At 62.7% G+C, this 14,480-nt stretch carries 13 protein-coding genes and 2 pseudogenes; 11 read left to right on the top strand and 4 right to left on the bottom strand.

Annotation, left to right across the window (positions count from 1 at the left end; all coding sequences use genetic code 11):
- Positions 1-247: 247 nt before the first annotated feature.
- Together CF70_RS15430 and CF70_RS36635 are read right to left on the bottom strand one after the other, a co-directional pair.
- The gene (locus CF70_RS15430; RefSeq protein WP_235185060.1) at positions 248-1,513 is read right to left on the bottom strand and encodes a serine hydrolase; all 1,266 of its coding nucleotides are present in this window, start codon (positions 1,511-1,513) and stop codon (positions 248-250) included.
- A 303-nt stretch (positions 1,514-1,816) separates the two neighbouring features.
- On the bottom strand, positions 1,817-2,008 hold the full coding sequence (locus CF70_RS36635; protein WP_160172268.1) for a hypothetical protein: 192 nt from the start codon (positions 2,006-2,008) through the stop codon (positions 1,817-1,819).
- 714 nt (positions 2,009-2,722) lie between these two features.
- Between CF70_RS36635 and CF70_RS38590 the strand changes: the two genes are divergently transcribed.
- Entirely contained in the window at positions 2,723-2,833 is a 111-nt protein-coding gene (locus CF70_RS38590) for a copper resistance protein B (RefSeq protein WP_081862191.1), read from the top strand.
- 730 nt (positions 2,834-3,563) lie between these two features.
- Here the strand turns inward: CF70_RS38590 and CF70_RS36960 are convergent.
- Positions 3,564-3,830: a hypothetical protein gene (locus CF70_RS36960; protein WP_200876756.1), complete on the bottom strand. Its 267-nt coding sequence runs from the start codon at positions 3,828-3,830 to the stop codon at positions 3,564-3,566.
- Here CF70_RS36960 and CF70_RS38795 point away from each other — a divergent pair.
- Positions 3,810-3,917 (top strand): annotated as a pseudogene (locus CF70_RS38795) (integrase); the annotation flags it as partial. The gene CF70_RS36960 and the pseudogene CF70_RS38795 overlap by 21 nt on opposite strands.
- A gap of 179 nt (positions 3,918-4,096) precedes the next feature.
- On the opposite strand, the pseudogene CF70_RS15415 reads toward CF70_RS38795, so the two are convergent.
- Positions 4,097-4,810 (bottom strand): annotated as a pseudogene (locus CF70_RS15415) (PHA/PHB synthase family protein); the annotation flags it as partial.
- 79 nt (positions 4,811-4,889) lie between these two features.
- Here CF70_RS15415 and CF70_RS15410 point away from each other — a divergent pair.
- From CF70_RS15410 to CF70_RS15370, 9 genes are all read left to right on the top strand, one after another.
- The gene (locus CF70_RS15410) at positions 4,890-5,186 is read left to right on the top strand and encodes a hypothetical protein (RefSeq protein WP_152561823.1); all 297 of its coding nucleotides are present in this window, start codon (positions 4,890-4,892) and stop codon (positions 5,184-5,186) included.
- Positions 5,187-5,427: 241 nt separating this feature from the next.
- On the top strand, positions 5,428-5,781 hold the full coding sequence (locus CF70_RS37840; RefSeq protein WP_235185059.1) for a hypothetical protein: 354 nt from the start codon (positions 5,428-5,430) through the stop codon (positions 5,779-5,781).
- Between the two features lie 91 nt (positions 5,782-5,872).
- On the top strand, positions 5,873-8,974 hold the full coding sequence (locus CF70_RS15400) for a Tn3 family transposase (RefSeq protein ID WP_051648506.1): 3,102 nt from the start codon (positions 5,873-5,875) through the stop codon (positions 8,972-8,974).
- Between the two features lie 141 nt (positions 8,975-9,115).
- Entirely contained in the window at positions 9,116-9,430 is a 315-nt protein-coding gene (locus CF70_RS15395) for a DUF2282 domain-containing protein (RefSeq protein WP_035866199.1), read from the top strand.
- Between the two features lie 12 nt (positions 9,431-9,442).
- Positions 9,443-10,333, top strand: a complete 891-nt coding sequence (locus tag CF70_RS15390; RefSeq protein WP_035866189.1) for a DUF692 domain-containing protein — start codon at positions 9,443-9,445, stop codon at positions 10,331-10,333.
- Positions 10,305-11,096: a DNA-binding domain-containing protein gene (locus CF70_RS15385; RefSeq protein WP_035866186.1), complete on the top strand. Its 792-nt coding sequence runs from the start codon at positions 10,305-10,307 to the stop codon at positions 11,094-11,096. The genes CF70_RS15390 and CF70_RS15385 overlap by 29 nt, the downstream gene beginning before the upstream one ends.
- 49 nt (positions 11,097-11,145) lie before the next feature.
- Positions 11,146-11,583, top strand: coding sequence for a DoxX family protein (locus CF70_RS15380; RefSeq protein WP_414629454.1), 438 nt, complete (start codon positions 11,146-11,148; stop codon positions 11,581-11,583).
- Between the two features lie 331 nt (positions 11,584-11,914).
- On the top strand, positions 11,915-12,664 hold the full coding sequence (locus CF70_RS15375) for a slipin family protein (RefSeq protein ID WP_035866197.1): 750 nt from the start codon (positions 11,915-11,917) through the stop codon (positions 12,662-12,664).
- 160 nt (positions 12,665-12,824) lie between these two features.
- Positions 12,825-14,480 (top strand): phage integrase family protein (locus tag CF70_RS15370; RefSeq protein ID WP_035866180.1); only part of this gene is annotated, 1,656 nt, incomplete at its 3' end.

The following is a 14,480-nucleotide window of genomic DNA, read 5'->3' as shown; positions in this document are numbered from 1 at the left end:
CTAAGAACTCCACTCTTCGGGGGCAAGATCAATACGTAGTGTGCGCGAAGTAACCGTCCGGTCGATGAACCCAGCCCCGGATGGCACTGGCAGCGACCTCGAACCCGCATTCGACCATCATGGGTGGAAAATCCCGCGACGACAGGCCGCGATGACCTCCCTGCCCAACCTGGCGACGCTTGGACTCGCTACCGAGGCCGCGCCTCTTTGCCAAGCCAGATCCGACGTCAAGATACTTCCAACCGCGTCAGGATCGTTTTGAAATGCCCCCATGGTGCCGCGTCCCCGCTTTTCGCTTGGCGCCGGGCCCTTGCGCCTTTGAAGCCGATCTCGTCGAATCGGTACCGAGCTGGAACTTGCCCTTGTGCAGCACGGCTTTCGCCTTATGGCGATGAACCGGCCTGCTCGGGTAAGCAGCTTGCAGTGTGGCGCCAGGCGCCGCCTTGCCTTCCAGCCAATTTCGAATCGAAATCAGGTCGGCCGAGCGCATGCGGCGAGACGCCGCGCCCATTAGTACAATGATCACCGGACCATTCTGCATATTGACCTCCAGCACGATGCAGTAGCCGGCTTCGTTGATGAAGCCCGTCTTTGAGAGCTGAATGTCCCATCCCGGCCGGTTTATCATCGGCGAGCTATTGCGATATAACAGCATCCTGCCGCCCACTTCCACCCCGTAGCGGGAAAGCGTGGTGAACTCAAGAATCAGCGGATAGTGCGATGCCGCATTGGCCATTCTCACGATGTCGCGCGCGCTAGAAAGATTGCGTGGCGACAGTCCCGTCGGTTCTTCAAAATGGGTGCTCAGCATACCTAGCTCGCTGGCTTTCTTATTCATTTTCTCGACAAAGGCAGGCTGCCCACCGGCTGTGGCGCGCGACAGCGCGGAGGCAGAACGGTTTTCCGACGCCATCAGAGCCAGGCGCAGCATCTCCCTGCGTGTGAGGGTCACACCGATCGGGATGCGGGACGACGAGTGCTTAATCTGGTCGATGTCGGCGCTATCGACGTTCAGCGCTTCATCCAGTGCCGGGTCCTGGTCCAACACCATCATCGCAGTCATCAGCTTGGTCAGCGAGGCGAGCGGCGCCACGTCGTCTGGGTTCTTTTCCAGCAAGACCTGGTCATGATCGACGTCGTACACCACGGCGCTGCGGGAATGTAGAAAGGTCATCGCCGCATATGCGCTCAGCGGCGCGACGCTCAGAAGCAACCACGCGGCAAGTCTTTTCAGCTTGTTCTGGCGATGGGGCAGCAAGCAGGCGGACGAGATTTCCCACAGCGCCTTGTGCGTGAACCATCCCGGCGCGCCCAACACCAGGCTACGGATCATGCTCCAGTATGCGGCAACGGCCGGCAGCAGGGGCAGCAGGGGCGGCAGGGTGGGCGAGGCATAGGCCGCAAGGTGCCAGAAGGCACGCAGCCGCGCAAGCCTGTGCTGGGGCGGATTGCCAGCAATGAGCGCGCCATTGATGGGACCAATCGATGTGCCGATGATCCAGTAGGGGAGCATACCGGCTCCTCCATCGCCTGATAGGCAACTAGGTGTGCCGCCTCCCTGCAGGACCAGAACGTGGAGTGGAGACGGCGAAGTGGGAGAGACATTGGCATCTCGCTGGTTGGCTTGGCACCTCCACCTGGATGCGTGGCAAGGAAACGCTGCAGGACACCTTCTTAGTCATGACTACCGGCCCAACGACGTCGATGGCTTCTGTCGTGGGCCGCCGCTATACTCGCTCGACCTGGTCAGCTGAATCGAATCGGGGAGCGCCTGCATCACGCCCTTCTTTCTAGGCTTGTCCGAGTTGCAAACACTTCAATCGCTCCTACGTCGATTAGTGGCCTCCACCGTGGCCCCCACCGTGACCTCCGCCATGGCCTCCACCACCTCCCCCACCGTGACCTCCGCCATGGCCTCCAGCCAGACCATGACCTCCACCATGGCCCAGACCATGGCCTCCGTGATGGCCTCCGCCATGTAAGAAGCCTCCGTAGTAAGCGTAGCCATACCGCGGGGCGCCTCCATACCCATAGTATCCAGGGTAATACGGGTACCCATAATATGGGTAGCCAGCGCTGGGAATCCCCGAATAGTACGCAGGAGTGTAAATATCGTCGTAGTAGGCCGCAGTTGGGGTTACGGTGCACCCTACAAAAATCATCGCCGAAGCAGTCACCGCGGCAGCGCGAATCGTGCTCATGGTTTGCCTCCTGTTTGCCTCCTCCCACCTCAAGTGAATTCTGTGGCGAACATCGCAGGCGCAATATGCATCAAGATTTTTCCGAGCGTTTGCCGTCTTGCCTGCTTTTCATTCAGCCTCCCTTGACATTCTCCCCTCGAGATTCAGGCAGCCACAAGAATTTCAGGTCGCGCAAGAAACCTGGACTCGTGACCGAAGGTCCAACGGCAATCGCGGCTTTTGGTAACCAGACCTCATAATAAAGTTTACTCACTCCAGCTCAGCAATTCGTTCTCTTGCGCAATTGTAATTTTTGCGCCCAAAAAAGTGCCCCTTACGGCGCAAAATATTCGTGGCACGAATCCTTCGGCAGGTCATGCCAACGGGCAACCTATCCACCTCGGCCGATCCATCCCGGTCAGCGCCGAAATCCCGCAGCAGGCCCCAGCGGCGGTTTGGCGGCCCAGTAGCGATCGGCGGCGCTCAACCCGGCCTTCCGCGCCGCTGGGGCCTGCTGCAAGACAGTCCGCTGAGCACCCTATATCGGCGTCGTCTGGGGCCGAAAGATTGGGAAAACGGCGAGTCTGGCACGAGATGACGGCGAGCGCGTGACAGATATGCGAATTGTTGCAGGCGTGCGCTTATGGTTCTGAAGGGCTCGCCTCGGAAAACAACGTGTCGTCCGCTCAGCGGATGACCAGCTTGTTGCACCGGCACACTGAAGCCGGCTTTTTTGTGCCGGACTCCGTTTCAGCAAGCCGCGATCTTGGTGAGTGCGCCGATCGCAGTCAGGCCGAGTCGGCGATTCAGTCATCGTGCCGGCCGTGCCGGCCATGTTCGCGGCGGTCGCCCTCATGGCCCTGCCATTCGCGTTCTCGCCAACGGCGCTCACCCCACTCATGCTCGCGCCCGCCCCGGCCTCGCCAATACGGCTCGTAATAGACTAGGGCCGGGCCTGCCACCGGCGCAGGCTGCATGTATACGGGAGCGGGCGCCACGTGAGGGGATCCCGCAACGCCGATGCCGACATCAACGTTGACATGCGGTTGTGCGCGAGCGCTGCTCATGCTGAAGAGGAGAGCGCTGCCGACCGCGCCTAAGGCCCAAAGATGTTTCATTTCTGCGATCCTTGCCTAAGATTGTCGCGATTGTAGCTCCTCGCCGATCCGTTATGTTTTGGTGGGTCAACACAACTGTGACGTCTTGTAACAGCCACTGATTGCCCGGATGGTCACGTCAAACTCCCCCACTTGTGGTCGGCTAAATTCCCCCAGGCAGGACGAGTAGATTATGAATCGGCCTTTTCAGAAACGGCAAGCCTGTTGGCAGCTACCTTGAGGCGGAAGCTCTTGCCTTCGAATTCAAGGAGTTTGGAGCGGTGCATCAGACGGTCCATCGCACCCACTCTCGCGATTCTTCATCGCCGTAGTAGAGCAACAAGCTTGTGCCGGCTAGGAGGGCCATGACCGCAAGAGAAACGATGCCTGAAACTCGATTGCGCTGGACGCGCCATGCGAGCCGGATGTGCAGTGGCAGCAGTCCGCCGACAATTACTAACGTGACGGCAGCGGCGACGCGATGCGTGGTCAGTAGGCGGTGTTCGGCGAGCATCCAGAGCGGAGGCCCACCGTCCGCGACAATCTCCGCCATGCATCCGTGGCCACCACCTCGATCTGTCTACAAAGCGACGAAGTCAAGCGTACACGCCAGATGGCTCAGGCCTTCGCCGCCCGGTAACCGGCGCCAGGCGAGGCTCCAGACGGGAAGCGACCCCTAGCCGGGTGGGTCGAGCCACCTCCATCGGCGGTTGGCCCGACGCACACGGGCGCGGTGGGCCACCGATACGCGCTGTGGCTGCGGTCGTGATGAGGTGACGGGTGGCTGCTCGGTTGGGTGGGACGATAGGAGTGGCGTACTCAGGGCGCGAGTACGTAAGTGCCGGGGGCATTATCCAGCACGGTGCCCCCGCCCAAGGCGGGCGGTGCGCTTTGTTCGCTGGAATGCACGGCCAGCCACTGCTGCCAGCACGGCCACCACGAACCTTCACATATCGGTGTCTTGGCGAACCATTCGTTCGGACTCAAATAGGGGCCGTCCTTGGGCCGCGTGCTGAAACGATAGCGACGTCCGGCATGACCGGGTTCGGAGACGATGCCCGCGTTGTGTCCGCCCGAGGTGAGCAGAAAACTGATCTCAGTGCTGGTCAGCAGGTGGAGTTTGTACACGGAGCGCCAAGGTGACACATGGTCCCGTTCGGTGCCGACGACAAAGATGGGCTGTTTGAGGTCGGCGAGCACCACCGGCCGCCCGTTCACGCAGTACCTGCCCTCGGCCAGATCGTTGTGCAGGTACAACCGTTGCAGATTTTCGCTATGCATGCGGTAGGGCAAGCGCGTGGTATCGGCGTTCCAGGCCATCAGATCGGTCTGCTCGGGGTGCTGGCCCAGCAAGTATTCGCGCATCAATCGGGACCAGATCAGATCGCGCGAGTGCAGCAGCTGGAAGGCACCCGCCATCTGGGTCCCATCGAGATAGCCTTGCTCCCACATCAGCGCGTCGAGATAGGGAAGTTCGCTGGCATCGATGAATAGGCCAAGTTCGCCGCGCGAACTGGACTCCCTGCGCGCTGCGCTGGAGCAGCGGGAAGTGGCAGCTCGGGCCGAGGTCGACAAGGCGACCGAGCGCCTGGAAGGTGTACAGAAGCACGTCATGCTGCAAGCCAATGAGGCCAAGGAAGCCCAGCGGCGCGCGGAAGCGGCGCTGACCAAGGTGCAGCAGAGAAATGAGCAGCTTGTCGGTCAGGTCCAGCAGTTGTCGGCCGAGGCGGCCAGCCAGCAGCGCTTGGCGGAGCGCATGCAGCAGCAGTTCGCGAGCGCGACGGACGAGGCGCGCGAGCTTCGGAAAGAGCGCGATGCCCTGGCGCAGCAGCTTGCTCTGCTGCAGGGACGGATGGAAGCTCAGGCTCATCCCGTCGTCCCGCAGAGCCGTTCAAAACGCGCCCGTTAGCCAATGCCGGCGCGGCTATCTGCCGCATCGGCGCACTGTGCTGCAGGCTCGTTGATCACATAGGCTAGAATTTTCCGCTCCGCCTTCCCGCACCCGTACCGGGGCGGAAAGGCCGGAACCGCGTTATTGCCACCCACATCGCAGTCACGAGCCATGAATCGAAACCGCGCGTCCGCCCCCCACACCGAACTGGCAGCCAATCGAGGCGCTGCCGCTCATCGCCGGCCTGATTGGCGCCCAGTTGACCGACGGGCAAACGGCCTACGACGGGTTGCTGCAATGCCGTACCCGCCCGCATGTCCTGGATGACGCCACGCTCGCACGGGTGACGCAGGTCTACGGTGAACAGCGGGATTTTCTGCCGGTCCATCGTGAACAGGTGTCGCGCTGGCAGGCCCTGGCGCTATCGCCGGCACAGCGGGATGAAGTCGCGCACTTGAGCGCCCGCCTCGACCGGTTCGATGCATTGCTGGGCGATATCCTTGCACTTGCGCAAGAGCTGTCCCCGGGCACGATCGACAGGCTCATGGGGATGAGTGACGAGGATCTGGCCGCCGCCGTGTTATCGGGTGCGCTCAAGCTGCCCCGGCGCTAACCGGGCACTGTCCGCAAGACGGCCGCACCACCTCTCAAGGTTCATGACTTCACAGCTATCCGCCATGCCTGTGAACTCGCCCCGCGATCGAATGCACACAACCAGAACCTCTCACATTCCCGCCGGCTCCCATCGGCTGTCGATCCTCACCCAGCACGAAATCGATGAATTGTATGGACTGCCACGCTTCACCGATGAAGACCGGCAGGCATACTTCGATCTGAGCGAGCCAGAACGGTGGGCCGTTCACTCGCGCACCACCTCAGTCGCCGTGCATCTGGCGCTGCAGCTTGGCTATTTCAAGGCGAAGCGCCAGTTCTTCGACTATGATCAGTACGCGATCCATGACGATCTGCATCACGTCCTTCGCCGGCATTTTCCGACCAAGGACGTGTCGGCCATCAACATGCCGTCGTACCCGACGCGGCGTGCCCTGCAGCACACCGTCCTCGAACTGCTCGGCTTCCGGCTCTGCGACAGCAGCGCCAAGGATGAACTGGAACACCGCGCCCAGCGCATCGCTATGCTTTCAACGCAGCCGATCTACATCCTGCGCGAAACACTTCAGTATCTGAACCAGCAGCGCATTGTCGCGCCAATCTACACGTTCCTGCAGGACATGGTCGGTCGGGTAGTGACGGGTGAGCGCAAGCGCATCACGCAGCTGCTCGCCGACGCGCTCACGCCCGATATCACGGGCCAGCTCGATGCCTTGCTGCAGGCTGGCGAATCGGCGTACCGGATCAGCGTGCTCAAGCGCGAACCAAAGGATTTCAGTTACAAGGAGCTTCGCCAGGAGGTCGAGCGCCGTCAATTCTTCGCGCCCCTGCATGCGTTCGCCCGTCATTTTCTTGAGACGGCTGGGATCTCGACGGAAAGCGGCCGGTACTATGCGTCGCTCGTCAAGTTCTACACCGTCTACAAACTTCAACGCATGCCGGCGGCCACCACGAGGCTGTACCTGCTGTGTTTCGCCTACTACCGCTTTCGCCAGATCAACGACAACCTGATCGAGGCGGTCATTCATCTGGTCGATCAGTACGAGAAGTGGGCCCGTGCGGCCGCGGAGGAGGCTATGCAGCGCGCGCTGACCGATGCAAGCACACATCTGCAGGCCGCTGGTAAGGTTCTGAACCTGTTCGTCGATGATTCGATACCGGGCAATGCGTCATTCGCCAGCGTCAAGAAGAAAGCGTTTTCCCTACTTGAGCCCGAACGGTTTGCGCTGGTCTCGAATTATATGCGCAACGTCGCCTTCGACAGGGCCGGCTTCGAGTGGTCTCACTACACGACGCTGTCGCCGACCATCAAACGGAATCTGCGCCACCTGTTCTCCGAGCTGGACTTTGCCGGCCGGGTTGAGGATGCACCACTGCTGGACGGCATCGTCTTCCTGCAGGCGCTGCTGCGCAACCGCAAGTCGCCCCGGCAGACCAGTCCATCGACTTTCCCGATGGACCTCATCCCGAAGAGCCTTCAGCGCTACCTCTACGCCTCGGAGCCGGGCAAGAGAAAGCGACTGGATGTCGACCGCTATGAATTCCTGATCTACCGCCTGTTGCGCAACGCGCTGGAGGCGGGCGACGTGTTCGGCGAACATAGCACCGAGTTCCGCCGTTTCGAGGACGACCTGATTAGCGACGTGCGCTGGCAGCACAAGGATACGGTGCTGAAGGATATTGGCGCACCGGTTCTGCTCAACCCAATCGAGCAGACGCTCACGGCCTTCCACGAGGCAATCGAAGCGAAACTGAAACTGGTGAATCAGCGCATCGAGAGCGGCGACAATCAGCATATCAAGGTCAGCCGCCGCAATGACCAGCGCCGCTGGGCCTTGCTGTATCCGGATGCGGACGAAACGGTCAACGGCTCATTCTATGCCCAGTTGCCTGGTATCGGCATCGCCGATCTGCTGTGGTTCGTTGCCGGGCGCACGGGATTCCTGCGGGCTTTCACTCACGTGCTCGACCGCTACGTCAAGCACGATGCCGAACCGCGCGAAATCCTCGCCTGCATAGTTGCCATGGGCACCAACATGGGGCTGCGGAAGATGGCTGAGGTCTCGAGACTCAGTCATACGTCGATGGCGACGACGGCGCGCAATTATCTGCGTCTCGAAACCCTCCATGCCGCCAACGACGCGATCAGCAACGCCACCGCCAGCCTGCCAGCCTTTCATCTATTCGACATCCGCGACGAAGTGCATTCGAGCAGCGACGGACAACGCTTCGAGACGCAGATCGATACCTTCAACGCCCGGCATTCACCGAAGTACTTCGGTTTGCAGAAAGGCGTGAGTGCCTGCACGCTCGTCGCCAACCACGTGCCGGTCAACGCGACCATCATCGGTACGCACGAGCACGAAAGCCACTACGTATTCGATTTGCTCTACAACAACACGTCGGATATCCAGCCCGAGCGGCACTCGACCGACACGCACGGCACCAACCAGGTCAACTTCTGGATTCTGCACGCATTCGGCTACCAGTTCGCGCCGCGGTACCGCGACCTGCACAAAAAGACCGGCGGCCTAATTGGGTTCCATCACCCGAGCCGCTACGAAGACTGGCTGATCAGGCCGTCGCGCAAGGCGCGCGATGACCTGATCGTCAGGGAGTGGCCGAACATCCAGCGCATCATGGCCTCGCTCGCGCAGAAGGACGTAACGCAGGCGACAATCGTGCGTAAGCTCAGCAGTTACACGCGCCAGAATCAGACGAAGAAGGCGCTCTGGGAACTCGACAACCTGTGCCGCACACTCTATATCCTCGAGTTCATCGACGATGTCGGCCTGCGCCAGAGCGTCCAGAAAGCCCTGAACCGCGGCGAAGCGTACCACCGGCTGCGGCGAGCGGTTGCCTACGTCAACAGCGGCAAGTTCCGTGTCCAAACCGAAGCGGAGCAACAGATCTGGAACGAGTGCTCGCGCCTGATCGCCAACGCGATCATCCACTACAACGTGGCGCTGCTCTCGCGCGTGTACGAGCAGAAACGTGCCGCCGGCGACCACGATGCGATGGAACTGATCCGCGGCTTGTCGCCCGTCGCCTGGCAGCACGTCAACTTGTTCGGTTCCTTCGAATTCAGCCCCGCGAACTCACCCGTCGACATCGATGCGCTGGCCGCGTACTACGCCGATCCGGCCTACTGGGGCAAGATCCAGCGAGCGGCGTCCGAACCGGCGGAGGCATGATTTTCAATTTTCGGGGGATGGGCAACAATAGCCATTTTGTCGCGCAAAAAAATATTGGGAGAGATGTAACCTTTGTTCGCGTACCGCCGAATATCCTGACACGGCCCCGGATTCGGGCCGCAACTCTCAGGAGATTGCATGATGAGCAAGCATATGTTGGCCGCTTCGACCTTGTCGTCCGCCCTCGGGCTCGCCCTCGCCATGGCGGCCACACCGGGCCTGGCGCAGCAGCCCATGAAGGACATGCCGCAGATCGTCAAGGACAACATGGCCAGGATGGAGAAGGGTAAGCTGGAAAAGTGCTACGGCATCAACGCCGTATCGAAGAACGACTGCGCCGAAGGCGCGCATTCGTGCGCGGGACAGGCGACCAAGGCGCGCGATACGAAATCGTTCGTGCTGCTGCCTGCCGGCGACTGCGGCAAGATCCAGGGCGGCAACCTAAAAGCCGTCTGATCGAGCAGAACGATGGATACCGCGTTTGTTGCACTGCAACGCGGGCCAAGCCCGATCCCAGCGCGAGCCGGGGTCGGGCTGCGCTTCCGGCACCACCAAGTGGTGGCAGAGGAGCGCCCTGCGGTCGCCTGGTTTGAGGTGCATACCGAGAACTACATGGGCGGCGGCAGCGCGCCCGGTTATCTAGACGCCATTCGACGCGATTATCCGATCTCGCTGCACGGCGTTGGCCTGTCGCTGGGCAGCGCCGAAGGGCTGGACCTGGCCCACCTTGCGCGCGTGCGGGAGGTAGTTGCACGGATCGAGCCGGGATTGGTCTCCGAGCACCTGTCCTGGAGCGTGGCCGGCGGAACCTATCTCGCGGATCTGTTGCCGCTGCCGATGACCGAGGAGGCGCTGGCCATCGTGTGCCGGCACGTCGACCAGGTCCAGGACGTACTGCGGCGACGCATCCTCGTCGAGAACCCGTCGACCTACTTGCGCTTTTCTCACTCGACCATTCCCGAGTGGGAATTCCTGGCCGAGGTCGCACGCCGCACGGGGTGCGGCATCCTCTGCGACGTCAACAATATCTATGTCAGCGCCAGCAACCACGGCTGGGACGCCATGACGTATCTGGGTGCGCTACCGCAGGCGGCGATCGGTGAGATTCATCTGGCCGGCCATAGCGTGCGGCAACTCGAGCCGGGGCGAACCCTGCGCATCGACGATCACGGCTCGCGCGTCGCGCCCGCGGTGTGGGCTTTGTACGAGGCAGCGCTCCAACGCTTCGGACCGGTGCCTACGCTGATCGAATGGGACACCGACGTACCCGCGCTCGAGATCCTGATGGAGGAGGCGGTCATCGCCGAAGCGGCTTTGGAGAGGCAACAGCATGCATCCGCATCCCCCTACGCTGCTTGAGTTGCAGCGCGCCATCGGCCAGGGCCTGCTGCACGGCGTGGATGGTGACATGTCCGCTTTTGTGGCAGAAGACGGCCTCGCGCCGCAGGCGCGGCTCGGCATCTACCGGAACACGGCCATCGGCACACTGGTGACGGCGCTGCGCCTGTCCTATCCGGCCATCCACGCCTTGGTCGGCCCCGAGTTCTTCGAAGGCGCCGCCAGGCTGTTCATGGAAGACTCCCCTCCAAGGAGCGCGTGGCTGGACAGGTTTGGCGAGACCTTTCCAGAGTTCCTGGCGGGCCTGCCGCAGGCCGCCTCGCTGGCCTATCTACCGGACACCGCCCGGCTCGAAAGGGCGGTCAATACCGTGCTGCACGCGCCCGACGCGATGTCGCTCGACTTGGCTCGCCTCGCGCAACTGGAGGAAGCCAAACGGGGGGAGGTGTGCTTCACGCCGCATCCCGCCGCGCGACTGTTGCAATCCGACTTCCCAATCGACGTGATCTGGCGGGCTGTGTTAAGCGGTGACGATGGTGCTATGGGGACCATCGAGCTGAACGCCGGCCCGGTCTGGCTGCTCATCCACCGGACCCCGTCCGGCGTCGAAGTCGACCGCCTGAGCGCGTGGCAATGGCGCTTCGCGGCAGCCCTGTTCGCGGGGCGTCCGTTACATGCTGCGCTGGACGAAACCCGTTCGCCCGAAACGCATGCCTGGCTTGCCACGCTGCTGGCATCCGACTGCTTCACCGCCATCAGCCTGTCCGGCCGGCCATTCGACTAACCATGGAGCCTTCGTCATGAGCCATCTCACCCATTCCACTGGTTCATCCATGACGCTGGTCGAGCGCGCGCGGCGCGTGCTGGCATGGCTGGATCGTGTTCCCCACACCGTCCTCGCCATCCCGTTGCGACTCGCGGTCGCCACGGTCTTCTGGAACTCGGCGATGGCCAAGCTCGCCAACTGGGAATCGGCCCTGGAGCTCTTCCGGGAAGACTACAACGTCCCGCTGATCCCGCCCGAGCCAGCCGCCTACCTGGCCGTCTCGATCGAGCTGACCGCGCCAGTCTTACTCATGGTGGGCCTGGCGACTCGCCCCGTGGCCCTGGTGCTGCTGGGCATGACGACGGTGATCCAGGTGTTCGTCTATCCGCTGGCGTGGCCCACGCACATTCAGTGGGCAGCCATGCTGCTAGTCCTGCTGGCACGCGGTCCGGGGAAGCTGTCGATCGACTGGCTGATTCGCCGGCGCGTCCTCGGCGCTGACTGACGCGCGGTTGCTTGCTTCGGTTGCCTCACCCGACCAGACGCGAAGGTCTCGATGACGATTACAGCCATTGTGGCCGTTGTGCTCCTGCTCGCATGGGCCAACGGCGCGAACGATGTCTCGAAGGGCATAGCCAGCCTGGTGGGCGGAGGCATTGCGCAGGCCCGCCGTAACAGCATGCGCTGCCGCTCGGCAAAGTGACGGTGTTCGGCCGTCACGCGGACCCGCGCGCCCATCCGACACACGGCACTGCTGACGGTCGAGGGCGAATTATGACCGCATGCAACATTCCCATGTTCAACAGTACCGAATCAATCAACTAGGGAGCCTGATCATGGCATTCGAAATCACCGCCGGCGGCGTCCTCTTCCTGATCGCGCTGCTTGTTATCTCCGCCTTTCGTGTTCTGCGAGAGTATGAACGCGGGGTGGTGTTCATGCTGGGACGCTTCTGGAAGGTTAAGGGGCCCGGGCTCGTGCTGATCATACCGCTGGTCCAGCAGATGGTCAGAGTCGACTTGCGCACCGTGGTATTGGATGTCCCCCCGCAGGATGTGATTTCGCGCGACAACGTGTCGGTTAAGGTCAGCGCGGTCGTGTATTTTCGCGTGGTCGACCCCGAGCACGCCATCATCCAGGTGGCCAACTTCCTTGAAGCCACTAGTCAACTATCGCAGACCACGCTGCGCTCGGTGCTGGGCAAGCATGAGCTGGACGAGATGCTCGCCGAACGCGAGCGGCTCAACTTTGATATCCAGCAAGCCCTCGACTCCCAGACCGACAGCTGGGGTATCAAGGTCTCGAACGTTGAGATTAAGCACGTCGACCTCAACGAGACCATGATCCGGGCCATCGCGCGCCAGGCAGAGGCTGAGCGGGAACGGCGCGCCAAGGTGATTCACGCCGAGGGCGAACTACAGGCCTCGGTGAAGCTGCTGGAGGCAGCACAGATGCTGGCCAAGGCCCCTCAGGCAATGCAGTTGCGCTATATGCAGACCCTCACACAGATCGCGGGCGACAAGAGCTCGACCGTTGTCTTTCCACTGCCAATTGATCTCCTCAGTGCACTGAGCGGAAAGCCCTGAGGCAGCGGCATTCAGGACCAAGGCTAGCGTCCTGACGCTCAGATGGTGACGATAGCCAGATCAGCGAATTGTTGTTACAAGCGATGGCTTCACGCATCTATTGCGATAACTTTTCTTATCGTAATAGACGCATCGATGCACTAAACTGGCAGACATGAAAATGCTGCCAGCCAACCCCCAGACCCATCCGGCACCGCCTGACTTCCCCGATGCGGCGTCGCTGGCCGCGCTACGCGCCTGGTACGAGGGACTGCCGGCCCGCGACGCGGTGGTGCGCTACCTGGGCGAGCGCAAGGCCAGCGGCCAGTCTGCGCGCGGCATCCTCGGCCACATCCGGCGACAGTTGGCCGATTTTGCGCGCCGCCGGCAGCGCCAGGACGTAGCCGCCTTGTTCGAGCACGGCGCGGCCGAGCGAGTCGGGCGGGCGAAGGCAATCAGCCAAGCGGTCGACTTGCTGCGCCGCTTGCCCCCGCCGCAGCCGCAGGTCGGCGACGACATCGGCCAGTGGCTGCCGCCGCGTGCCGTGCAGGCGCTGCGCGCGCACGGCATCGAGACGCTGGCGGACCTGACGGTGCGCGTGCCGCGCCGGCGTCGCTGGTGGACGGCGGTGCCCGGTCTGGGCTCGGCGAGCGCCCGGCGGATCGAGGCCTTCTTCGCCCAGCATCCGCAACTGACCGAGCGCGCCCGCGCGCTGATCGCCGTGGCGGACCGCGGGGTGATCGTGCCCTGGGAGCACCTGCGCCTGCCCCACGAAGTCGACGGCTCGTCCGGGACCTTCCGCGCCCCGCGGCAAACCTGCACCCTCGGCGCGTCGAACGACTACGAGGCGGTCCAGGCCTGGCTGGCGTTGCACGAGTCACCGGCCACCCAACGGGCCTATCGTAAGGAAGCGGAGCGGCTGATCCTGTGGGCGATCGTCGAGCGCGAGCGTCCCCTGTCGTCGCTGACCACCGAGGACGCGATTGCCTATCGAACTTTCCTGCGCCGGCCGACGCCGCCCAAGCGTTGGGTGGGGCCACCTCGACCACGCACCTCGAGCGAATGGCGCCCGTTTGCGCAGGGCCTGTCACCGCGTTCAACGGCCTATGCCCTGTCCGTGCTCGGGGCCATGTTCCGGTGGCTGATCCAACAACGTTATGTGCTGGCGAATCCGTTCGCGGGCATCAAGGTGCGCGGCAGCGCGCGTGCCGCGCAGCTGGATACGTCGCACGTGTTCACCGAGGGGGAATGGATGCTGGTGCGCACGCTCGCCAACGGGCTGGAGTGGTCCTATGGGTGGGACGCGCCGGCGGCCCAGCGCCTGCGATTCGTGCTCGACTTCGCGTATGCGACCGGCCTGCGCGCCAGCGAACTGGTCAGCGCAACCCTTGGTGGCATCGACATTGATGCCCATGGCGACCACTGGCTCAGCCTGGTCGGCAAGGGGGCCAAGGCGGGCAAGGTGGCGCTGCCGCCGTTGGCGCGGGTGACGCTCGACCGGTATTTGGTCGAGCGCGGCCTGCCCGTCACGCGGGCACGCTGGGACCCGCATACCCCGTTGATCGGCGGCCTTGGCCAAGACCCGGCCGGCGGCATCACGGGCACGCGACTGTGGGCCGTGTTGCGACGGTTCTTCGTGCAAGCGGCGGAGTTGATTCAGGCCGACCACCCGCTCGCCGCCAAGAAACTGCGGCAGGCCAGCCCGCACTGGATGCGGCACACGCATGCGACGCATGCGCTGGCGCGCGGCGCGGAATTGACGACGGTCCGGGACAATCTGCGGCACGCGTCCATCTCGACGACCTCAATCTATTACCGGCCGAAAGGTTTTATGCGC

This window comes from Cupriavidus sp. SK-3 (assembly GCF_000611145.1).
In the GTDB taxonomy this organism is placed as follows: domain Bacteria; phylum Pseudomonadota; class Gammaproteobacteria; order Burkholderiales; family Burkholderiaceae; genus Cupriavidus.
The sequence above is the reverse complement of the archived record's forward strand: the minus strand, read 5'-3'. Positions and strand labels throughout refer to the sequence as shown.